Raw genomic sequence first — 21,092 nt, forward strand, 5'->3', positions numbered from 1 at the left:
GCGGTCGGTGGGTCACGGGGAAGGTTACCGGAGAGACGAGCGCGGCCCGACCACGGGGAGGTGGTCGAGCCGCGCTCGTGCCGCGGGGGCGCTGCCGGTCAGAGGTTGCCGCGCCGGTCCTGCTCGCGCTCGATCGACTCGAAGAGCGCCTTGAAGTTGCCCTTGCCGAAACCGAGCGAGCCGTGCCGCTCGATGATCTCGAAGAAGACGGTCGGCCGGTCGCCGAGCGGCTTGGTGAAGATCTGCAGCAGGTAGCCGTCCTCGTCGCGGTCGACGAGGATCTTGCGCTTCTTGAGCTCCTCGATCGGGACCCGCACCTCCCCGATGCGCGCGCGCATCTCGGGGTCGTCGTAGTAGGCGTCCGGGGTGTCGAGGAACTCAACACCCTCCTTGGTCAGCTCGTCGACGGTACGCAGGATGTCGTTCGTCGCGAGCGCGAGGTGCTGCGCCCCCGGGCCCTTGTAGAAGTCGAGGTACTCGTCGATCTGGCTGCGCTTCTTGGCGATCGCCGGCTCGTTGAGCGGGAACTTCACACGGTGGTTGCCGTTGGCGACGACCTTGGACATCAGGGCCGAGTAGTCGGTGGCGATGTCGTCGCCGATGAACTCGGCCATGTTCACGAAGCCCATGACGCGGTTGTAGAAGGCCACCCACTCGTCCATCTTGCCGAGCTCGACGTTGCCGACGATGTGGTCGAGCGCCTGGAAGAGCCGCCTCGGCGCGCCGTCGCGCTTGACGAAGCCAGAGCTGCGCCCGACGTAGCCGGGCAGGTACGGACCCGCGTAGCGGGCACCGTCAACCTCGCGCTGGACGAGGGTGTGCCGGGTCTCGCCGTAGGTGGCGATCGCGGCGAGGCGGACCGTGCCGTGCTCGTCGGAGACGTCGTGCGGCTCCTCGAGGACGGTGGCCCCGGCGGCCTTGGCCTGGGCGATGCACCGGTCCACGTCGGGCACCTCGAGCGCGATGTCGACGACACCGTCGCCGTGGGTCGCGTGGTGCGCGACGAGCGGGCTCGCCGGGTCGACAGCGCCCTTGACGACGAACCGGATCGAGCCCGACCTCAGGACGAAGGCCTTGTGGTCGCGGTTGCCGTGCTCGGGGCCGCTGTAGGCGACGAGCTCCATGCCCCACACGCTCTGGTAGTAGTGCGCGGTCTGGGTCGCGTTGCCGACGACGAAGACGATGGCGTCCCAGCCGGTGACCGGGAAGGGGTCGGTGCTCTCGTCGTAGTCGACGAGACCGACGAGCTGCTTGAGCTGGTCGAGGTCGAGGTCGGCCTCGCGCTCGGCCTGGGTGAGGTCGATGCTGGCGGACGTCGTTGTCGTGTCAGTCATGACGAGCAGGGTGGCGGTGCCAGGCACTGTGCGCAATCAACTTCCGCTGGACTGGGCAGGATGACCACACCGTTGCCCCCAAGACCGGCCTGTGAGCACAATGTGCCACATGGCTCGGCAGACCGGCATCGACGACCTCGACGCACGCCTCATCACCCTCCTCTCCGAGCAGCCGCAGATCGGCGTGCTCGGGGCCTCGAGGGCGCTCGGGGTCGCGCGCGGGACCGTCCAGGCACGGCTCGACCGGCTGCAGAGCACGAGGGTGATCGCGTCGCTGGCCCCCGAGGTCGACCCGGGGGCGCTCGGGTACCCCGTCACCGCCTTCTGCACCCTCGAGATCAACCAGCGGCAGGGGCACGAGCCGGTCGTCGCGCACCTCGAGGCCATCCCCGAGGTGCTCGAGATCCACTCGACGACCGGTCGCGGGGACCTCATCGTGCGGGTCGTCGCCCGCGACAACGCCGACCTCGGCCGGGTCATCGACGAGATCATCGACGACGTCCACGTCAACCGCGCGAGCACCTCGATCGCCCTCGTGACGCACATGCACCTGCGCACCGGACCGCTCGTGCGCAAGGCCGCGGAGCGCTCCGAGGACTAGCGCCGCGGCGGCACCCCCTCGCGCGGGGTGACCGCCGGCGGCGCCGGTGGTGCCGCCGGCGCCGGGGCCGGGCACGAGGAGACCAGGTTCCGGTGGTTGATGATCCCGATCGTCGCCAGGCTCACCAGCACCCTGGCCATCTGACGCTCGTCGGGCCCGAGCCGGCCGACACCCCGCGGAAGAGGTTGAGCGCGCCGATCGTGCGGTCCCGCCGCCGCAGCGGCAGGGCCACTGCAGATCCGATTCCGCGTGTCGTCGCCCTCTCGACGAATCCGACCAGTCGCGCGCGTTCTGCTCCGTCGACGACGCGGTGACCGCGATGATCCCGTCGTGCGTGCCGATGCGTGCGCGGGTCAGGTCGTCCACATCGGCGACGACACGGAGATGACCCTCATCCACGACCTCGCGGCGATGGTCAGCGCCGCGGTCGGGGTGCCCAAGCAGGTGCAGCCCGCCCCCGCTCCACCCGGCTCGGTGCAGGTGCGCTCGCCCGACATCACCCGGCTGCGGCGGCCTCGTGGGGTACGAGCCGGCCACCTCGCTGGAGGAAGGCCTGGCCCTCACCTGGGCGTGGTACTCGGGCATCGCCGAGCGCGAGGAGCGCCTCGCCACCTCGAGCGCCTGACGGTCATCGGCCGCCAACGGTCAGCGGCCCCTGACGGTCAGCGGCGTCCGACGAACCAGCGCCGGATCGTCTCGATCCGCTCGGTGACCTGCTCGCTCGTGGCCGACGCGAGCTCAGGGCCGCCGCACGAGCGGCGCAGGTCCATGTGCACGTTGGCGTGCGGGACGCCCCTCTTCTGCGCGTAGGCGGAGACGAGCTTGTTGAGCTCCTTGCGCTGCGCGGCGAGCGCGCGGTGCGCCGACACCGGCTGGGCGGCCTCGGACTGCTTGCGTGTCCGGCCGGTCTTGGCCGACTGCTTGGTCTGCCGCTCGCTGAGGAGCGCGTGCACCTGGTCGGCCTCGAGCAGGCCGGGGAGTCCGAGGTAGTCCTGCTCGTCCTCCGAGCCCACCTCGGCGTGCAGGCCGAACTGCTTGCTGTCGAAGAGCACATGGTCGAAGTGCGCGTCTGACTCCAGCGCCTCGAACTGACCCTGGAGGTCGTCGCTCGCGGCCTCGGACGCGTTCGCCGCGGCGAGCAGACCCTCCTCCTCGGACCAGATCGGCGCCTCGTCGTCGGCGTCCTTGCGGCGGTCGAGGGCGTGGTCGCGCTCGACCTCCATGCTGCCCGCGTGGGCGAGGATCACCGGGACGCTCGGCAAGAAGACCGAGGCGGTCTCGCCCCGCTTGCGCGCCCGGACGAAGCGGCCGACGGCCTGGGCGAAGAAGAGCGGCGTCGACGTCGACGTCGCGTACACGCCGACGCACAGGCGGGGCACGTCCACCCCTTCGGAGACCATGCGGACCGCGACCATCCAGCGCTGCGTCCCCTCGGCAAAGGTCTCGATGCGCGCGGAGCTGCCCGGGTCGTCGGAGAGGACGAGCGTCGGCTTCTCGCCGGTCACCTGCTCGAGGATCCGCGCGTAGGCGCGCGCCTGGGTCTGGTTGCTCGCGATGACGAGCCCACCGGCGTCGTCGACGTGGCGGCGCACCTCGGTGAGCCGCTTGTCGGCGGCCTGGAGGACCGAGGGGACCCACTCCCCCTTCGGGTCCAGCGCGGTGCGCCAGGCCTGCGCGGCGACGTCCTTGGTCATCGGCTCCCCGAGGCGGGCGGCGACCTCGTCGCCGGCCCGGGTGCGCCAGCGCATCCCACCGCCGTACGCCATGAAGAGGACCGGCCGCACGACGTGGTCGGCGAGCGCCTGGGCGTAGCCGTAGGTGTAGTCGGCCGACGAGCGCAGGATCCCGTCGTCGCCGTACTCGTAGGTGACGAAGGGGATGGGGTTGGTGTCGGAGCGGAAGGGCGTCCCGGTGAGGGCCAGCCGGCGGGTGCCGTGCTCGAAGGCCTGGCGGATCGCGCTGCCCCACGACTTGTTGTCGCCGCCGTGGTGGATCTCGTCGAGGATGACGAAGGTCCGGCTCGCCCGGGTGCGTCCCTCGTGGACCGCGGGGTTGGCCGCGACCTGGGCGTAGGTGACGGCGACGCCGTCGTAGTCACGACTCGTCACGCCGACGGTGTTGGAGAACTTCGGGTCGAGGTGGATCCCGACGCGACCGGCCGCGTCGGCCCACTGCGTCTTGAGGTGCTCGGTCGGGGCGACGACGGTGACCGCGTCGACCTCCCCCTTCGCCAGCAGCTCGGCAGCCACCCGGAGGGCGAAGGTCGTCTTGCCCGCGCCGGGGGTCGCGACGGCGAGGAAGTCACGGGCCGCGCTCGTGAGGTAGCGCTCCAGCGCGTCGGCCTGCCAGGCCCGCAGGGCTCCGGCGGTACCCCACGCCGCCCGCTCCGGGAAGGCGGGTGAGAGGTGGGAGGCGGCGTGCTGACTCATGTCGCCGTCCAGGTTAGGTCACGGCGGCGACAGCTCAGACCACGAGGACGTGAGGGTCAGTCCTCGCCGTCCTGCGGGTCGCGCAGACCCTGCCAGATCTCCCGGCACTCCGGGCACACGGGGAACTTCTCCGGGTCGCGGCCCGGGATCCACTTCTTGCCGCAGAGCGCCGTGACCGGCTCGCCGGTCAGCGCCGACTCAAGGATCTTCTCCTTGCGCACGTAGTGCGAGAAGCGCTCGTGGTCACCCGGCTCCTGCACCTGCGTGGTCGCCTCGGTCTCCGTGCGCTCGAGGACGCTCGTCGAGGTCCCGGTGCCGCCGGGCTCCTCGAGGCTCCCCGGGTTGCCCGGGTCGGTGCTCATGACGGGTCGCTGCAGCGCGCTCATGGCCCCGAGTCTAGGGCGGAGCCTCAGTTGTGCGACGGATCGTCCGGGTAGGTCGAGACCCACGCCATGAGACCGCGCTGGCGGCGCAGGACCCGGCGCCACAGCGTCGCGGGCTCCCCGTCGAAGACGTCGCCGATCTCGGCATCGACGACGAACCAGCCACCCCGCTCGATCTCGTCGGCGAGTTGGTCAGCACCCCACCCGGCGTAGCCGGCGAAGATCCGCAGTGCGCTGATGCTCGGCCACACCTGGGACTGCTCCGTGTCGAGGTCGACGAGGCCGATCGCCCCGAAGAGCCGCTTCACCCCTTCGGGCGGAAGGCCATCACCCGGCACGGCGACGAGGCCGACCGCGGAGTCGGTCTGCACGGGTCCACCCTGGAAGACCATCTGCGGCTCGCTCGCGCCGTCCTGCCAGCCTGGCAGGACGGCGTCGATCGGAGCCTGGACGGGCTTGTTGAGGACGACACCCTCGGCGGTCTGCTCGTCGTGCGCGAGCAGCAGGACGACGCTGCGCTCGAAGACACCGTCGGTGATCTCCGGGGTGCTGACGAGCAGTCGTCCCGCGAGGCTGTCCATGCCCCTAGTGTCCCTCAGTCGCGGTCGCGGCGAGCCGGCCGGTAGGAGGACCGGTCGTCCCGGTAGCCACCCTCACGGCGCGGGCGGTCGCTGCCGCCGCGGTAGCCGCCACCGTCGCGGCGCGGACCACCCTCGCGGCGCGGGCCACCCTCGCCGCGGTAGCCGCCGCTGCGCTGGCCACGCGGGCCGCCGGTGCCGCTGTGCTTGCGGGCCGGGCGCGGGTCGAGCAGCTTGCGGAAGTCCGCCTCGTCGATCGGCGCGCCGCTGACCGGTGTCGCACCCGCGGCCTCGAGGACCTCGTCGCCGGGAGCCGTCTTGACCGGTCGGGCGTCGAGCCCGGCGTCGGCGGCCATCCGCTCCATCGTCTTGCGCTGGTGCGGGAGCGCCAGCGTGACGACGGTGCCCTTCTCCCCCGCACGAGCGGTGCGGCCGGCGCGGTGGAGGTAGTCCTTGTGGTCGGCGGGCGGGTCGGCCTGCAGGACGACGGAGACGTCGTCGACGTGGATGCCGCGGGCGGCGACGTCCGTCGCGACGAGCACCGGGATCGAGCCGGTGCGGAAGGCCCCGAGGACCTTGTTGCGCGCGCCCTGGGTCAGGCCGCCGTGCAGCGCCGCGGCACGGACACCGGACTCGCGGAGCTGGCGGGCGACGCGGTCGGCGCCGAGCTTGGTGCGGCAGAAGACGACCGTGCGGCCCTCGCGGTTGGCGAGCTCGGCGGTGATGACCTTCTTGTGCTGCGGGTCGATGAGCAGGATGTGGTGCTCCATCGTGTCGACCGAGGCGGTGACGTCGTTCGTCGAGTGGGTCACCGGGTCGACGAGGTAGCGCTGGACGAGGCCGTCGACGCCCTTGTCGAGGGTCGCGGAGAAGAGCAGCCGCTGGCCGCCCGCCGGCACCTCGTCGAGGACCCGGGTCACGGCCGGGACGAAGCCCATGTCGGCCATGTGGTCGGCCTCGTCGAGGATGGTCACCTCGATGGAGTCGAGGATGACGGCCTCACGGTCGAGCAGGTCGACGAGACGGCCGGGGGTCGCGATGAGGATGTCGACGCCCTTGTCGAGCGCGGCGATCTGCCCGGTGTAGGACAGTCCCCCGGCGACGAGCTTGTGGCGTAGGCCCATGACGTGGACGAGAGGCTCGAGCGAGTCGCTCACCTGCATCGCGAGCTCGCGGGTCGGGACGAGGATCAGCGCGCGCGGGCGTCGCGGCTGCGAGCGCTCACCGGCAAGGCGGGTGATCGTCGGCAGGCCGAAGGCGAGGGTCTTGCCCGAGCCGGTCTGGCCACGACCGAGGACGTCCTTGCCCGCGAGGGCGTCGGGGATCGTCGCCTCCTGGATCGGGAAGGGCTCGGTGATGCCCTCCCGGGCGAGCCGCTCGACGATGCGCTCGGGCAGGCCGAGCGCGGCGAAGCCGTTGTCCTCGGCGACCTCGACCTGGCCGGTGCGGCTCGTGCGGGCCGCCGAGACCCAGGTGTCGGCCTCCATGCGCTCGGCCTCGGGGTCGTGCTGCGGCTCGATACCGGTCTGCTCCCGGTCGAAGCGAGGGCGGTAGCCGCGGCGCTCGTCGCGTGGGCCGCGACCCTCGAAGCGACGGTTGTCACCGCGGCTGTCGCGACGGTCGCCTCCGCGGTCGTCACGACGCTCCCAGCCACGGTCGTCGCGGGCCGGACGCCGCTCGTCGCGCTCGAAGCGGCGCGGACGGTCGTCCCGGGCGGGCCGGCGCTCGTCGCGCTCGAAGCGGCGCGGACGGTCGTCACGGGCGGGCCGGCGGTCGTCACGACGGTCGTCCCGACGCTCCCAGCGCTTGCCGCCGCCGAACTCGGTGCCGTCCTTGCTCACCCGGCGCGGCCGGTCGTCGAAGGAGCGGTCGTCCCGGCGGGCCGGGCGGTCGTCGTAGCGGCGCGGGCCGTCGTCCCGACGCGGGCGGTCCCCGTAGGAGCGGTCGTCACGACGTGCCGGTCGGTCACCGTACGGACGGTCGTCGCGCCGGGGACGGTCGTCGAAGCGACCACCCTCGCTACGGACCGGACGCTTGGCGGGGCGACGGGTCTCCCCCTTCGCCCCCTCGCTCGGCCCCTGGCCGCGATGAAACGGCTTCTTGGGACCCTTCGGGGACTTCTTGACGGCGGCGGCCTTCTGGGCAGCGGACCAGCGGGGCTTCTTGTTCGTGGGCATACGGAAAAACACCTTCTCGGCTCGGGCAGACACGCCTCGAGCCACCGACGAAGGGGTGACCGCACCAGACGAGTCTTCAGGCGCCTGCGGCGCCAGCGGACCGGGCGGCATCTGTTGCGGCCCGGCATCATCACGGGGCTAGGGGAAACGGGGGGCGACCGTCCGGCCGCAGGGGGCGCAGCGGTGCGCGTCCGTGATGGGGAGGTACCAGTCTACCAGCGCGAAGGGGTCTGCTCGGACCGGCGGGCGACGGCCCGGCGGCGCATCGCCCGGGCGAGCCACCAGCCGAGGGCCACCCCGACGAGGTCGGCGACGACGTCCCACGGGTCGCCGGTCCGCCTCGCGAGGAGTCGCGCCTGGACGAGCTCGCTCACCGGCGCGTGGAGCGCGAGCAGCAGCGGCCACCAGCCCCCCGCCCCGCGGAGGACACCGAGCAGCGCCGGGATGCCGAAGAGCAGCCCATGGACCAGCTTGTCGTTGATCTCGAGACCGCCCCCGGTCGGCGTCGGGTCGTAGAGGCCGTAGAGGTGGACCGCGAGCGCGACGACGAGCAGCCCCGTGAGCACGCGACGGTGGAGGAGGAGCCGGGGCACGTCGACGATGGAAGCACACCGGCGTCGTGCTTACAGTGGCGGTATGACTTCCCCCATCGACCTCGACCTCGACGGCTTCCGCAGCACCGTGACCGAGGGCGGCACCGTCCTCGTCGACTTCTGGGCGACGTGGTGCGGCCCGTGCCGACAGTTCGGCCCCGTCTTCGAGGAGGCCGCCGGCAAGCACGAGGACATCACCTTCGCCAAGGTGGACATCGACGAGAACCCCGAGCTCGCCTCGATGGCCAACGTCACGAGCGTGCCCACGCTCATGGCCTTCCGCGAGGGGATCCTCCTCCACCAGTCCGCCGGCGCCCTGCCCAAGGCCCAGCTCGAGGAGCTCATCGTCGCGGTCCAGGGCGTCGACATGGACGCCGTCAAGGCCGAGATCGCCTCGCGCCAGGAGGGCGAGGGGACGATGGAGGTCTGACTCCTCCCCCTTCGCCCCGAGGCACGACGAGGCCCGCCACCGACGGATGTCGGGGCGGGCCTCGCGCGGTGCTGACGTGGTCACGGTGGTGGAGGTGGCGGGAATCGAACCCGCGTCCACTGGCAGACGAGCAGGACTTCTCCGGGTGCAGTGCGCTATGGATTTTCTCGGCCCCAGGGCTGGCACGCACACCTTCCCTGACAGGCCCAGTCGAGCAAGAGTCCCGCAGCGTCCCCCGACATGACGCTGCAGCAAGATCTCTAGATGACGCTGGGAGCTAAGCCGAGATCATGCTTAGGCCAACGGACTTCGGGCTCGCTCAGGCGGCGAGGGCGAAGTCGGTGCGCTTGGAGTCGGCACCTATGTGTTTGCACGGGGCGTTGACGAGATGACCGTGCATCCTCGACCCGCTTCTCCTGCAGGACCGACCAGTGTCGAAACCGATCACCCCCGTGAGAGTGTCCACGTCACGCTGTTGAGTTGTCTGGCAAGTATCCCTGCCAACGCCGACAACGCCAAGCGCATTCCCCCGCGCGGCCGGCCCAGATTGCCCCTCCCTCTCCCCCGCACAGGTCGTTGACCTGCCCCTATGGTGAAGAGACCCCACCAACCAGGAGGCACATCATGGGTATCGGTGACAAGATCGACAACGCCAAGGACCAGGCCATCGGCAAGGGCAAGCAGGCCGTCGGCGACGCCAAGGACGACCCGAACATGCAGGCCGAGGGTCAGGCGCAGGAGACCAAGGGCGACCTCAAGGCCGCCGGCGAGAAGGTCAAGGACGCTTTCAAGTGATCTGACCGATCGCATGACGAAGGGGGACGGATCCGCCGAGGCGGGCCCGTCCCCCTTCGTCGTCCCGCTCCCTGAGGTGCGACGGAGGAGCCGCGAAGGGTCAGTCCTCCCGGCCCCGGCCGAAGACCGCCCGCTCGGCCTCGCGGCGGTCCTGCTGCTCGCGCAGCGTGTGCCGCTTGTCGTAGTGCTTCTTGCCGGTGGCGACGGCGATCTCGACCTTGGCCCGCCCGTCGACGAAGTACAGCGAGAGCGGCACGATGGTGCGCCCGCTCGCGTGGATCTTCGCGTGGATCTTGTCGAGCTCGTGCCGGTGGAGCAGGAGCTTGCGGCGGCGGCGCGGCGTGTGGTTGGTCCAGTTGCCGTTGACGTACTCGGGGATGTGCACTCCCTCGAGGTAGAGCTCGTCGCCGTAGAAGATCGCGAAGCCGTCGGTGAGCGCCGCGCGGCCCATGCGCAGCGCCTTGACCTCGGTGCCCATGAGCGCGATGCCGGCCTCGTAGGTGTCCTCGATGAGGTAGTCGTGCCGTGCCTTGCGGTTGCTCGCGATGACCTTGCGGCCCTCGTTCTTGTCCTTCGCCACGGTGGTCACCTCCAGATCTCGCAGCGGCGTGCCGGGCCACGGTACCTGTCGCGGCGCCCTGCGGCCGAGCCGATAGCCGGCGAAGGGGTCAGAGCCAGCCGCGTGGGTCGACGGCGGTGCCGTTCTCGTAGGTCTCGAAGTGGAGGTGGCAGCCGGTGGAGGTCCCGGTGGTGCCGACGTAGCCGATGACCTGCCCGCGCGAGACGCTGCCGCCGGTCCGGGCGAAGGACTGGAGGTGGTTGTACGTCGTCGAGAGCAGGACGCCCCGCTTGACGCCGTGGTCGATGGCAACCTGGAGTCCGTAGCCGCCCGCGGTCCCCGCCGAGATGATCTGCCCGTCGGCCGCCGCGTAGACCGGGGCCCCGCAGGCGCCCCCGTAGTCGCGCCCGGCGTGCAGGCGCCAGTAGTGGAGGATCGGGTGGAAGCGCAGCCCGAACTCTGAGGTGACGGGTGCGTTGACCGGCGCCGCGAGGACGCCCTGGCTGCGTGGTGGCGCCGGGTTGGGGTCCTTCGTCGTGCTGCTCGAGCGGCTGGCACGGGCGCGGGCCTCGCGGATGCGTCGCTCCTGCGCCTCGCGGGCTGCCTTGATCTGAGCGGCCTTGATCCGGGCCTTGCGCGCGCGCTCCTCGAGGACCCGGCCGAGCCGGACCGACTCGCCCTGGAGGTCCTCCAGACGCCTGCGCTCCTTGGTCCGCTCCTGCTGGAGGGTCTGTGCCTGACGGGCCTGGCTGGACTCGAGCCCCTCGAGGTCGGCCTGGGCGCGGTCGGCCCCGGCCTTGGCGGTCTGGGCCTCGCCGAGCCGGGCGCTGGCCTCGTCGCGGGCCGCCCTGGTCTTGTCGCGGAGCGCCTCGAGCCGGTCCTGCTGGGTCACGAGGTCGGCGCGAGAGGTGTTGAGCGTGTTGAGCGAGCTGGCCTGCACCCCGCCGACGGTGTCCGCCATGACCATCCGGTCGACGACCTCGGCGGGCGACTCGGCGCCGAGGGCGACGGCGAGGTCGCCAAGGCCCTGCTGCTGGTAGACCTCGCCGGCGAACCCGGCGACATGCTCCCTGGCCTGCGCGATCCGGGCGGTCGTCGTCGCGATGTCCTTGCGTGCCTTGGCCTCGTCGGCCTCGGCGACGCGCAGGGCCGCTGCCGCGTCGTCGTAGCGCGACTGCGCGGCGATCTCGGCGGCGGCCGCCTGCTCTGCCTTGGCCCGGGCGGCCGGGAGCTTGGTCCGGGTCACCTCGAGCGCGTCGTAGGCCTTGCGCAGCTGGGCCGAGGTGTGATCGAGGTCGGCCTGCGTCGAGGTGATCTGCTGGTCGACCTTGCGCTTCGTGTCCTCGGGGTCGTCGGCGGCGGTGGACGCGCTCGCCAGGCCGAGGCCGAGGCACACCGCAAGAGCCGCGCTGACCCCAGCGCGGCTCCGGAGCACTCGTCGGGGAGAACCTGGTCGCCTCATCGCCTGCCACCGTAGCCGCGGGACGCCCCGGCGTCTCGGATGTCCGCGCCGACGCGTGTCACGTCGGGCTCAGACCCGCAGGTATCGCCACAGCGTCACCGTCGAGGTCGCGATGGCGAGGACCGCGACGAGGACGAGGAGGAAGGGCGCGATGACGAGCACCTCCGCGCTGGAGATGAAGGCCGTGCCTGACGACTCCTGGATGAGGTACTCGTCGAAGAGGCTCCACGCCGAGAACCACAGCAGCCCGATGGCGAGCAGCGTGCCGACGATGCCGGCGATGAGCGTCTCGAGGATGAAGGGGGTGCGGATCGTGCTGTTGCTGGCCCCGACGAGCTTCATGATCGCGATCTCGCGACGCCGGGTGTAGGCGGCCTGACGGATCGTCGTCGCCATGAGCAGGACGGCGCTGACGAGCGTGAGCAGCGCGAGCGCCACCATCACCGCGGTGGCGATGTTGATCGCCTGGAAGAGGCTGGAGAAGACCTTGCGCAGGTCAGGCACGCTCGCCACCCCGGGCGCGTTCTCGAACGCGGACGCGATCGTCTCGTACTGCTCGGGGTCGCTGAGCTGCACCCGATAGCTCGGCGGGATGTCACCCACCCGGATGTTCTTGCTCAGCGGGGAGTTCTCGTAGTCCTCCCGGAAACGGTCGAAGGCCTCCTGCTCGGTCTCGAAGTAGACCTCCTTGACGAGCGGCTTGGACTCCTCGAGCTGCGCCTCGATGGTCGCCCGCTGCTCCTCCGTGGCAGCCCCCTGGGAGCAGTTGGGCTGGCTCGAGGTCTCGGTGCACAGGTAGATGGAGACCTGGACGCGGTCGTACCAGTGCCCCTTCATCGTCTGGACCTGCCGCTGAGCGAGCACGCCGACGCCGAGCAGGTACATCGAGATCATCGTCACGAGGACGACGGAGACGGCGATCGACTTGTTGCGGCGCAGCCCCTGCCACGCGTCGACAAGGATGTTGGTGGGCCTCATCGCGGGTCCTCCTCGTCCCAGTCGTCCCAGTCGGGGCCGACGACCATCCCGGGCTCGGCGTCCTCCTCGGCGATCCGCTCGGCCTCGGCGCGCTCGGCCTCCGGGTCGCGCGGGAGGTCCTCCTCGGGCCGGTGGTCGGGCGAAGGGGGGACCGGTCCCCCGTCGTCGACGGGCGGGTGGGCGCCGCGTACGGCGGAGCGCTGCTCCCGCTGGACCGAGTCGACGGCCTTGGGGACGTAGGAGCCGGTGGCCTCGTCGCGGATGACGACGCCGTCCTCGATCTCGACGACGCGCTGCTGCATGCGGTCGACGATGGTGTTGTCGTGGGTGGCCATGAGGATCGTCGTCCCCGAGTCGTGGATGCGTCCGAGGAGCTGGACGATGTCGAGCGAGGTCGCCGGGTCGAGGTTGCCGGTCGGCTCATCGCAGAGCAGGACCGGGGGCCGGTTGACGACCGCACGGGCGATGGCGACCCGCTGCTGCTCGCCGCCGGAGAGCTCGTGCGGGTAGCGCCTGCCCATGTCCTCGAGCCCGACGAGCTCGAGGGTCTCGGGCACGAGCGAGCGGATCGCGCGCCGCGGGCGGCCGATGACCTGGAGGGCGAAGGCGACGTTCTGCTCGACGGTCTTGTTGGGCAGGAGGCGGAAGTCCTGGAAGACCGAGCCGATCTGGCGGCGCAGCTGGGGCACCTTGCGGTGCGGGAGCCGGGAGAGGTCGTGGCCGCCGACGAGGAGGCGCCCGTCGGTCACCTGCTCCTCCCGGATGGCCAGCCGCAGCATCGTCGACTTGCCGGAGCCGGAGGCCCCGACGAGGAAGACGAACTCGCCCCGCGAGATCTCCAGGTCCACGCCCTGCAGCGCAGGGTGCTGCTGGCGCGGGTAGAGCTTGGTGACGTTCTCGAAGCGGATCATCGCGGGGTGGGAGCCTCAGGGTCGGGTGCTGGCCGTCGTCAGGATATGTCGGCGTCGTGACCGATCTGAGACACCGCGGAGGATCGGCGCGTTCGCCCGCGGTGTCGGCGCGTCACTCCGCCGCGGCGGCCTTGGCCTCTGCGATGCGCCAGCGGATGCCGGCCTCGATGAAGTCGTCGATCTCGCCGTCGAAGACGGCGGTCGGGTTGCCCGTCTCGTGGTTGGTCCGCAGGTCCTTGACCATCTGGTACGGGTTGAGGACGTAGGAGCGCATCTGGTCGCCCCAGCTCGCCTTGATGTCACCGGCGAGCTCCTTGCGCTCGGCGGCCTCCTCGGCGCGCTTGATGAGCAGGAGTCGCGACTGCATGACGCGCAGGGCGGCGGCCCTGTTCTGGATCTGCGACTTCTCGTTCTGCATCGAGACGACGGTGCCGGTCGGGATGTGCGTCATCCGCACCGCCGAGTCGGTCGTGTTGACGCTCTGCCCGCCGGGGCCGGAGGAGCGGAAGACGTCGATCTTCAGCTCGTTCTCCGGGATGTCGATGGAGTCGGTGCCCTCGATGAGCGGGATGACCTCGACGGCGGCGAAGGAGGTCTGGCGACGCCCCTGGTTGTCGAAGGGGGAGATCCGGACCAGGCGGTGGGTCCCCCCTTCGACCGAGAGGTTGCCGTAGGCGTAGGGGACGTTGACCTCGAAGGTCACCGACTTCAGCCCCGCCTCCTCGGCGTAGGAGGTGTCCATGACCTTCGTCGGGTAGCCGTGCCGCTCGGCCCAGCGCAGGTACATCCGCATGAGCATCTCGGCGAAGTCGGCGGCGTCGACACCGCCGGCGCCGGCGCGGATCGTCACGACGGCGGAGCGCTCGTCGTACTCGCCGGAGAGGAGGGTGCGGACCTCGAGCTCGCCGACGGCCTTCTTGACCTTGGTGAGCTCGGCCTCGGCCTCGACGATGGCGCCCGCACCGTCGCTGCCGCCGTCCTCGAGGCCCATCTCCACGAGGACCTCGAGGTCGTCGATGCGCGAGTCCATGCCGACGACGCGGTCGTGCTCGGCCTTGGCGCGGCTCAGCTCCGAGGTGACGACCTGGGCCTTGTCCTGGTCGTCCCAGAGGTCGGGGGCGGCGGCCTGCTGCTCGAGATCAGTGATCCGCGCCTCGAGCGCGGCGAGGTCGGTGACCTGCCGCACCGAGTCCATGGTCGTGCGGAGGTTCTGGATCTCTTGATCGAAGTCGACAGCCACGAAGAGCAAGACTACGGCAGGGCCGGTGACCGGCCCTGCCGCAGGAGGGTGGCTCAGGCGGTGGCGCCGAGCGCCTCCTCGATCTTGCGGATGGCGTCCGCCTCGCTCTGGGCGACGTCGTCGGCGGCGGCCGCCACGTCGCGGGCGCTCGCGAGGACCGTCGTGCGGTAGCCGTCGAGCAGCTGGGGCGCCTTGGCCTGCAGGATGCCGACGGCCTGACGGAGCAGCTCGAGGGTGCGGCCCTCGACCTCGGCCTTGTCCCCCTTCGGCATCTCGGGGAAGCCGCCCTGGGCGATGAGCTGCTGGATCTGCGGCGGGGCGGCCTTGACGGCCTTGCTCGCGGCGAAGGACTCCTTGAAGGTGTCGAGGAAGCCGGGCTCGGCGCCGGCGACGAGGACCCCGGCGCGCATCGCGGCGGAGCGCAGGACGCCCTGCTCCTCGTCAGTGAGCTGGGGTGCGGTGGACTCGGTCATGCTGCCTCCTGGCCTGGTCGGCCGACGGTCGTCGGCACTCCCGCCAGTGTGCGCGCGGAGGTGAGGCGAAGGGGGCCTGGCGCCTCCCCCTTCGCCCACCGGCCGGCGCAGCCGGTTCAGACCGGTTGAGCAGAGCGCCGCTCGTCGGGCGCGGAGGCGATGAACTGGTTGAGCCAGCGGGCCTTGGGGTCGCGGTCGATGAGCACCGACTTCACGAGCAGGGTGAAGGGGATGGCCAGCAGCGCGCCGAGCGCCCCGAAGACGTAGCTCCAGAAGATCAGGGAGAGGAAGGCGGTCGTGGCGTTGATGCCGACGGCGTCGCCGGTGAACTTGGGCTGGAGCACGGTCTGGATGACGAAGTTGGCGACGGAGTAGACGACGACGACCCAGATGAGCTTCTCCACTCCCCCGTCGAGCAGGGCGAGCAGCGCCGGCGGGACGAGGCCGATGACGAAGCCGATGTTGGGGATGTAGTTCGTGACGAAGGCGAGCAGCCCGAAGGTCAGCGGCAGCGGCACGTCGAGGATCATCAGCGCGATCGAGTCGATGACGGCGACGATGATGCCGAAGAGGGTGGAGACGACCCAGTACTTGCGGACCCGCTCGCCGAAGTCGGCGAGGGCGTCGGCGATGTCGGGCTTGGCGCGGTGGACGCCGCGCAGACGCTTGGGGAAGCCGCCGGCGTCCATGGTGAGGAAGAGCATGACGGTGAGCAGGAAGAGCATCGAGGTCGTCAGGCTGCCGAGGGTGTTGGCCAGGCTGCGGGCGACACCGGTGAGGTCCTTGATCTCGAAGCCCTGCATGGCGTTGTCGATCTGCTCCTGGGTGATGCCCCAGCCGACGAGGGTGTCCTGACCGTTCGCGACGAGGTCGTCGAAGGTCTCCGTGTACTTGGGCAGCTCGGTGGCGAGCTTGCCGGCGGCCAGGCCGAGGGAGCCGACGAGCAGGGCGAGGATGCCGTAGAGGAGCAGGAGCATGACGATCGCGCCGAGGGCCCGGGGCAGCACCTTGGAGAGCGCCCGGTAGATGGGGAAGACGGCGATGATCAGGGTGATCGCGAGGAAGGTCGGCGCGATGATCGAGGCGACGGACTTCAGCCCGCCGATGGCGATGACGGCGCCGGCGATGCCGAGGAGCAGGACGAGGGTGGGCGGCAGCACGGCGCGCATCTCGGGGATGGCCGGCTCGGGGTGCTCGTGCTCTCGCTCGACGGTGCGCACCTCGCGGGCGGGGACGGTGGGGGTCACCGGGGCGGGCGCGGGGTCGACGGTGCCGTCGGCGTGGTGGGCCACCTCGGGCTGTGCGTCGGGGCCGGGCTGGTCGGGGTTGCTCACGGGTGCCTCACGGTCGGTCGGGGGCGAAGGGGGTCCGCCGGGGTCATTGTGTCGGAGCGGGCGGACAGGGTGCGGGAGGACCCGCGGCAGGTCTCAGGGGGCGGGCTCGGCGACCTGTGCCTGGGCGCGGGACTCGACGGTCACGGTGACGGATCCGCCGAGCCCCTGGAGCAGCCCGCCGACGAGCGGGAGGTCGGCCTCACCGGTGAGCCGGACGACGGCGGTGTCCCCGTCGACAGCTCCCGTGCCGGGAGCGACCTGCCAGGAGAGCAGGCCGGCGGGGAGCGCCCTGGAGTCCAGCGCGTCGGCGGCGGCGGCGCGGACGGCCTCGTCGCTCACCGGCACCGTGCGGTCCACCCCGGAGGTGTAGAGGCCGGTCTCGTCCTCGTCGACGGCGTCGAGCGCTGCGGTGTCCGCGGCGTCGAGGAGCCGCATCCGGCTGATGTGCACGGAGGTCACCGCGGTCGCTCCGATGATCAGGGTGAGTGCGATGACCGTGAAGCCGAGGATGAGCAGGGAGAGCTGGCCGGTGTCGTCCCCGGCCCGGCGGCGCAGGCCGGTCACGGGGTCCTCGCCTCGTAGCGCGGGACGACGGAGACCTGGGATGCGCTCACCGGGACCTCGAGCGGCACCACGTCGCGGGCGAAGGCGGGGACGAGAGGCAGCGGCACCACGACCGTCGCCACCGACCGGATCTCTCCTTCGGGCGTGAGGCAGGGGGTCTGCGTGCACTTCACCTCGAGGCGCCCCTGCGCACCGAACCCCTGGTCCTCGAACGCGATGCCGGCTGCCGTCTCGGCCCGGGCGGGCGCGGTCTCCTCGGACTGCGCGGTGACGAATGCACGACCCGACTCGCGGGCTGCCTGGGTCACGGCGAAGGTGCCTGCCTGAAGCCTCGCCAGCATGAGGACGAGGTAGATCAGCGGGACGAGCAGGACGACCGCGAGGATGACGAACTCGACGACGGCCGACCCCTCGTCCGCCACGGCCCTGCGGGCCAGCATGGCCCGCACCGCCCGGACCCGGCTCGGAAGCACGCTCACTGCTCCTCCAGGAAAGCCCGGCCGGTCACGTCGAGAGCTCCGTCGGGTCCCAGCGGACCCAGCACCGGCAGGGGGGCTCGGACCCGGACCACGACCACCTCGACGCCATCGGGTGTCTGCTCGACCGAGGCCGAGACGTCGTCGGCGTACCCGTCCGAGACCGCCCGGCGGATCAGGTCTTCGGTCCGCGCCACCCCCTGCTCGGGTGAGGACCCGACGCGTGCCGCGTGCCGTGCTCCCTCAGAGGCGCACGAGACCAACGTGTTGCGGATGTGCAGGGCAGCGCCGAGCTGGAGCACGGCGGCGAAGAGGAGCGCGAGCAGCCCGGACGTCAACGCGAAGTCGACGACCGCGGCACCCTTCTCCTCACGCAGGCGGCTCATCGCGGGTCGTCAGGACCCGTCACGCCGCTCAGTGCCTCCTCGAACATCGTCTGCAGCCGCTCGCCGGCGATCGCCCAGAGGCCGACGACGAGAGCAGCCGTCATGAGCGTGATGAGCACCCAGCCCGGGACGTCACCGCGCTCGCTGCGCGAACCGCTGACGATCCGCTGGAGCGTCATGTGGGCCTTGATCAGTGCGGTGGTCATGTCTCTCTCCTCATCTGTGCAGACGCCCCCTCGGCGTCGGCTGCTGGTCTGGCGGGCATCACATCTGGAACTGGAAGAACTCGATCCCGGGGAAGATGGCGAAGACGATGGTGATCGGCAGGACGAGGAAGACGACCGGGACCATCATGGCGATCTCCTTCTTGCCGCCTTCCTCCATGATCTGCCGGCGCCCGTCCTCCCGGACGTCCTGCGCCTGCGCCCGGAGGACGTCCGCCAACGGGGTGCCTCGCTCGACCGCGATGATGATCCCGTCGACGAACCGGGCCAGGCTCGGCAGGCCGGTACGGTCGGCGAGACCCTGGAGGGCGGTCGGGAGGTTCGCGCCCGCCCGCGCGTCAGCGAGGCACTGACGCAGCTCGGCGGCGAGCTCACCCTGGGACATCCGCACCACGCGCTCCAGGGCGCCGACAGCACCCTCCCCCGCACCGACGGCCAGGGCCAGCAGCTCGGCGACGGTGGGGAACTCGGTGAGCATCAGCTGCTCGCGGCGCTCGGCTGCCCGGCTCAGCAGCGTGTCGCGCGCCAGGACGCCGAAGGCGAAGCCCAGGCCGATGAGCGCCAGCAGGACCACCCACGACGCACCCCGGGTCGCCATGCTCAGCGCACCGACGAGGCCACCGAGGAACGCACCGACCACCCCAAGCAGCACCTGCTCGGCCCGGAACTGGTCCGTGTCCGGCTCGGCACCGGATCTCACCAGCCGCCGGCGCACCGAGCTGTTGCCGCCCAGGACCCGCTCGACCCGACCTGCCGCGGCGGTGATGAGGGGACGAACCAGTGCGGGAAGCGCCCCGGTGACATCCACCCGCGTCGCCGAGAGGAGCCGGGAGGGACGCGGGGTGTCGCGCAGGTACGGCTCGAGCCGGTCGTCGAGGGAGGCTCGCCGGCGCGCGGGCAGCCCCTGGTAGACGAGGAGGAGGCCGAGGGCCAGGACCGCGCCGAGGAGCGCCCCACCCCGGTGCAGGCCGATGCCGTGGACGAGCTCGGTCACCGCAGCACCCGCGCTTCCTCGGGCAGCCTGCCCAGGCGCATCATCAGCCGATAGGCCAGGAGCGACATCGCCCCGCCGAAGGCGAGGATCATCGCCCCGGCCCGGCTGTCGTAGGCAGCGATCGACTCGGGTCGGGTGCAGAGCAGGGCCAGCACGATCCACGGCGCCGCCACGGCCAGACGTGCGGCATTGACCGTCCACGACTGCCGGGCCTCGAGCTCGGCCCGGGTGCGTGCGTCCTCCCGCAGGAAGGTGCTCAGCGTCCGCAGCAGCGTGCCGAGATCGCTGCCGCCGACCTCGCGAGCGATCCTGAGGGACTCCACGATCCGGTCGCCGACCGGGTCGGCGAGCCGTTCCTTGAGCCGGTCGAGGGAGTCGGCGAAGCGTCCGGAGGTCCGGTAGTCGTTGGCGAAGTCGGCGAAGGCCGGCCGCAGCTCCTCCGGGCCGCGGTGCGACAGCTGGGACAGCGCCTCGGGCAACGCCATGCCGGCCCGGACCGCGGAGGTGATGTTGTCCACCACGTCGGGCCAGAGGTCGCGCAGCAGTGCCCGCCGGGCCCGGGCGCGCATCCGAACCACCGTGACCGGCAACCAGGCAGCCATCACGGCGAAGCACAGTGACACGGTGAGGACCGTCGTCAGGGCGAAGAGGAGGAGGAAGGTCATCAACGCGCCGATCCCGCAGGCCGCGAGGAGGACCTTCGGCGTGATGTTGTGGTGACCGGCCTGGGCCAGGTCGTCGCCAAGACGCCGCAGGAGCCGCTGCGGGCGATCCTGCCGGGGCACGCGGGGCCACGTCGACCACCAGACGCAGAAGAGCCCGCAGCCCAGGAGGAGCCCCACGAGGAGCCCCGTCATGCCGCGCCCGCCAGGATGCCCACGACGTCGTAACCAGCCCGCTCGAAGCGGTCGACGTGCGGAGGGAATCCGTCCGCGCGCACCAGCTGGCCGGCCCGTTGGCTGAAGATATCCGCGATCTCGACGACATCGGACTCGACCCTGCCGGGCAGCGCGACGATTTCCCTGACCCGACGCACCCCGTCTCGCTCGAGCGCTGCGTGGACGACGATGTCGATGGATGACGCCACGGTCGGGACGACGAAGCGGGAGCCGACGTTCTCCCCCGCCAGGAGCGGCAGGGTGCACATCTTCGTCACCGCTTCCCGGGCACTGTTCGCGTGGATGGTGCACATGCCGGGCAGGCCTGAGTTGAGGGCGATGAGCAGGTCGAGGCTCTCGGACTGTCGGACCTCGCCGACGATGATCCGGCTCGGCCTCATCCGGAGGGCCTCCTTGACCAGGCGGCGCAGGGGCACCTCGCCTGTCCCCTCGAGACTGGGCTGACGGCACTGCATGGCCGCGACGTCCCGGAGCGGCAGCCTCAGCTCGAAGACCTCCTCGCACGTGATCACGCGCTCGCGCGCCGGGATGGCAGCCGCGAGGCAGTTGAGCAAGGTCGTCTTGCCTGCCTGAGTTCCCCCCGCGACGAGGATGTTGAGGCCCGACGCGACAGCGGCCTGGAGGAAGGTCGAGGCCTGCTGCGTGAGCGTGCCGAGCCGCACGAGGTCGTCGAGGTGCTCGGCCTTGACGACGAACTTCCTGATGTTGACCAGCCAGTGCTCTCGGCTGATGTCCGGGATGGTCACGTGCAGCCGGCTCCCGTCCGGCAGCACCGCGTCGACGAAGGGCGAGGACAGGTCGACCCGCCGACCGGAGGACTTGAGCATCTTCTCGACGAGGTCTCTCACACCGTCGGCCGTGAGGATCGTGCTCGTCAGCTCGGCAACCCCGTTGCGGGCCACGAAAACCTGGCTCGGTGCGTTGATCCAGATCTCTTCGACCGCAGGATCGTCGAGGTACTGCTGCAGCGGCCCGAATCCGGCGACCGCGTCCATGACCCGCTTGACGGCGTCCTCGAAGTTGCCGAGCAACGGCATCGCCCCGGTCATCGACCGCTCGTCGTAGTCGCTGACCGCCTCGCGGACCAGCTCGGCGACCGACCTCTGGTCGCCCACCGGGTCCACCCCGGTCCGCCGGATCAGCTCCCTGACCTCAGCCTCGACCAGCGCGTGCGCGTCCATCGACGTCCTCCCCTCCCGGCCGGTGGCGCGGAGCCAGCCGGTGCCTGCCGTGTGCTCCCTCGAAAAACTAGCCCGATTCGGCCATCACGGC

23 protein-coding genes and 1 other RNA gene are annotated in these 21,092 nt (G+C 71.2%); 3 read left to right on the forward strand and 21 right to left on the reverse strand.

Features of this window, described 5'->3' with window-relative positions; all coding sequences use genetic code 11:
- Window positions 1-98 precede the first annotated feature (98 nt).
- Window positions 99-1,334: a 4-hydroxyphenylpyruvate dioxygenase gene (hppD, locus tag JNO54_RS12095; protein ID WP_204144119.1), complete on the reverse strand. Its 1,236-nt coding sequence runs from the start codon at window positions 1,332-1,334 to the stop codon at window positions 99-101.
- Between the two features lie 109 nt (window positions 1,335-1,443).
- Here hppD and JNO54_RS12100 point away from each other — a divergent pair, with 109 nt between their 5' ends.
- A complete protein-coding gene (locus JNO54_RS12100) occupies window positions 1,444-1,935 on the forward strand; it encodes an Lrp/AsnC family transcriptional regulator (RefSeq protein WP_204144120.1) in 492 nt (163 codons plus the stop codon).
- 662 nt (window positions 1,936-2,597) lie between these two features.
- Here JNO54_RS12100 and JNO54_RS12105 read toward each other — a convergent pair.
- From JNO54_RS12105 to JNO54_RS12125, 5 genes are all read right to left on the reverse strand, one after another.
- Window positions 2,598-4,364 carry a DEAD/DEAH box helicase gene (locus tag JNO54_RS12105; protein ID WP_204144121.1) on the reverse strand — a complete coding sequence of 589 codons (1,767 nt, stop codon included), beginning with the start codon at window positions 4,362-4,364 and terminating at the stop codon, window positions 2,598-2,600.
- A gap of 56 nt (window positions 4,365-4,420) precedes the next feature.
- On the reverse strand, window positions 4,421-4,750 hold the full coding sequence (locus JNO54_RS12110) for a DUF3039 domain-containing protein (protein ID WP_372430721.1): 330 nt from the start codon (window positions 4,748-4,750) through the stop codon (window positions 4,421-4,423).
- A 23-nt stretch (window positions 4,751-4,773) separates the two neighbouring features.
- Entirely contained in the window at window positions 4,774-5,328 is a 555-nt protein-coding gene (locus tag JNO54_RS12115; RefSeq protein WP_204144122.1) for a YqgE/AlgH family protein, read from the reverse strand.
- Between the two features lie 14 nt (window positions 5,329-5,342).
- Window positions 5,343-7,502, reverse strand: a complete 2,160-nt coding sequence (locus JNO54_RS12120) for a DEAD/DEAH box helicase (RefSeq protein ID WP_204144123.1) — start codon at window positions 7,500-7,502, stop codon at window positions 5,343-5,345.
- A 212-nt stretch (window positions 7,503-7,714) separates the two neighbouring features.
- Complete coding sequence (locus JNO54_RS12125) at window positions 7,715-8,095, reverse strand: VanZ family protein (protein WP_204144124.1); 381 nt, start codon at window positions 8,093-8,095, stop codon at window positions 7,715-7,717.
- A 43-nt stretch (window positions 8,096-8,138) separates the two neighbouring features.
- Between JNO54_RS12125 and trxA the strand changes: the two genes are divergently transcribed.
- Window positions 8,139-8,525, forward strand: coding sequence for a thioredoxin (gene trxA, locus JNO54_RS12130; protein ID WP_204144125.1), 387 nt, complete (start codon window positions 8,139-8,141; stop codon window positions 8,523-8,525).
- Between the two features lie 86 nt (window positions 8,526-8,611).
- Here trxA and ssrA read toward each other — a convergent pair.
- Window positions 8,612-8,977, reverse strand: a transfer-messenger RNA (tmRNA) gene (ssrA, locus tag JNO54_RS12135).
- Window positions 8,978-9,149: 172 nt separating this feature from the next.
- Here ssrA and JNO54_RS12140 point away from each other — a divergent pair.
- The gene (locus tag JNO54_RS12140) at window positions 9,150-9,320 is read left to right on the forward strand and encodes a CsbD family protein (protein ID WP_204144126.1); all 171 of its coding nucleotides are present in this window, start codon (window positions 9,150-9,152) and stop codon (window positions 9,318-9,320) included.
- Window positions 9,321-9,420: 100 nt separating this feature from the next.
- On the opposite strand, the gene smpB is transcribed toward JNO54_RS12140, so the two are convergent.
- The 14 genes from smpB to JNO54_RS12210 form a co-directional block, all read right to left on the reverse strand.
- Window positions 9,421-9,900: an SsrA-binding protein SmpB gene (gene smpB / locus JNO54_RS12145; RefSeq protein WP_204144710.1), complete on the reverse strand. Its 480-nt coding sequence runs from the start codon at window positions 9,898-9,900 to the stop codon at window positions 9,421-9,423.
- Window positions 9,901-9,988: 88 nt separating this feature from the next.
- A complete protein-coding gene (locus tag JNO54_RS12150; protein ID WP_204144127.1) occupies window positions 9,989-11,275 on the reverse strand; it encodes a M23 family metallopeptidase in 1,287 nt (428 codons plus the stop codon).
- A gap of 135 nt (window positions 11,276-11,410) precedes the next feature.
- Window positions 11,411-12,319: a permease-like cell division protein FtsX gene (gene ftsX / locus JNO54_RS12155; protein WP_204144128.1), complete on the reverse strand. Its 909-nt coding sequence runs from the start codon at window positions 12,317-12,319 to the stop codon at window positions 11,411-11,413.
- Window positions 12,316-13,230 carry a cell division ATP-binding protein FtsE gene (gene ftsE, locus JNO54_RS12160; protein ID WP_204144129.1) on the reverse strand — a complete coding sequence of 305 codons (915 nt, stop codon included), beginning with the start codon at window positions 13,228-13,230 and terminating at the stop codon, window positions 12,316-12,318. The genes ftsX and ftsE overlap by 4 nt, the downstream gene beginning before the upstream one ends.
- Window positions 13,231-13,342: 112 nt before the next feature.
- A complete protein-coding gene (gene prfB, locus JNO54_RS12165; protein WP_204144130.1) occupies window positions 13,343-14,470 on the reverse strand; it encodes a peptide chain release factor 2 in 1,128 nt (375 codons plus the stop codon).
- A gap of 53 nt (window positions 14,471-14,523) precedes the next feature.
- Window positions 14,524-14,943: a hypothetical protein gene (locus JNO54_RS12170; protein ID WP_204144131.1), complete on the reverse strand. Its 420-nt coding sequence runs from the start codon at window positions 14,941-14,943 to the stop codon at window positions 14,524-14,526.
- 116 nt (window positions 14,944-15,059) lie between these two features.
- Window positions 15,060-16,277, reverse strand: coding sequence for an AI-2E family transporter (locus tag JNO54_RS12175; protein WP_204144132.1), 1,218 nt, complete (start codon window positions 16,275-16,277; stop codon window positions 15,060-15,062).
- A gap of 93 nt (window positions 16,278-16,370) precedes the next feature.
- A complete protein-coding gene (locus JNO54_RS12180) occupies window positions 16,371-16,841 on the reverse strand; it encodes a pilus assembly protein TadG-related protein (RefSeq protein WP_204144133.1) in 471 nt (156 codons plus the stop codon).
- Window positions 16,838-17,320, reverse strand: coding sequence for a TadE/TadG family type IV pilus assembly protein (locus tag JNO54_RS12185; RefSeq protein ID WP_307818201.1), 483 nt, complete (start codon window positions 17,318-17,320; stop codon window positions 16,838-16,840). Before JNO54_RS12185 ends, JNO54_RS12180 begins: the two co-directional genes overlap by 4 nt.
- Window positions 17,317-17,703: a TadE/TadG family type IV pilus assembly protein gene (locus JNO54_RS12190; RefSeq protein WP_204144134.1), complete on the reverse strand. Its 387-nt coding sequence runs from the start codon at window positions 17,701-17,703 to the stop codon at window positions 17,317-17,319. The genes JNO54_RS12185 and JNO54_RS12190 overlap by 4 nt, the downstream gene beginning before the upstream one ends.
- Window positions 17,700-17,882, reverse strand: coding sequence for a hypothetical protein (locus JNO54_RS12195; protein WP_204144712.1), 183 nt, complete (start codon window positions 17,880-17,882; stop codon window positions 17,700-17,702). Before JNO54_RS12195 ends, JNO54_RS12190 begins: the two co-directional genes overlap by 4 nt.
- An 85-nt stretch (window positions 17,883-17,967) precedes the next feature.
- Window positions 17,968-18,921 carry a type II secretion system F family protein gene (locus JNO54_RS12200; RefSeq protein ID WP_204144135.1) on the reverse strand — a complete coding sequence of 318 codons (954 nt, stop codon included), beginning with the start codon at window positions 18,919-18,921 and terminating at the stop codon, window positions 17,968-17,970.
- Window positions 18,918-19,778 carry a type II secretion system F family protein gene (locus tag JNO54_RS12205; RefSeq protein ID WP_204144136.1) on the reverse strand — a complete coding sequence of 287 codons (861 nt, stop codon included), beginning with the start codon at window positions 19,776-19,778 and terminating at the stop codon, window positions 18,918-18,920. The genes JNO54_RS12200 and JNO54_RS12205 overlap by 4 nt, the downstream gene beginning before the upstream one ends.
- Window positions 19,775-21,001, reverse strand: a complete 1,227-nt coding sequence (locus tag JNO54_RS12210; protein WP_204144137.1) for a TadA family conjugal transfer-associated ATPase — start codon at window positions 20,999-21,001, stop codon at window positions 19,775-19,777. Before JNO54_RS12210 ends, JNO54_RS12205 begins: the two co-directional genes overlap by 4 nt.
- Window positions 21,002-21,092 lie beyond the last annotated feature (91 nt).

The sequence above is a fragment of the Janibacter endophyticus genome (genome assembly GCF_016888335.1).
Lineage (GTDB): Bacteria > Actinomycetota > Actinomycetes > Actinomycetales > Dermatophilaceae > Marihabitans > Marihabitans endophyticum.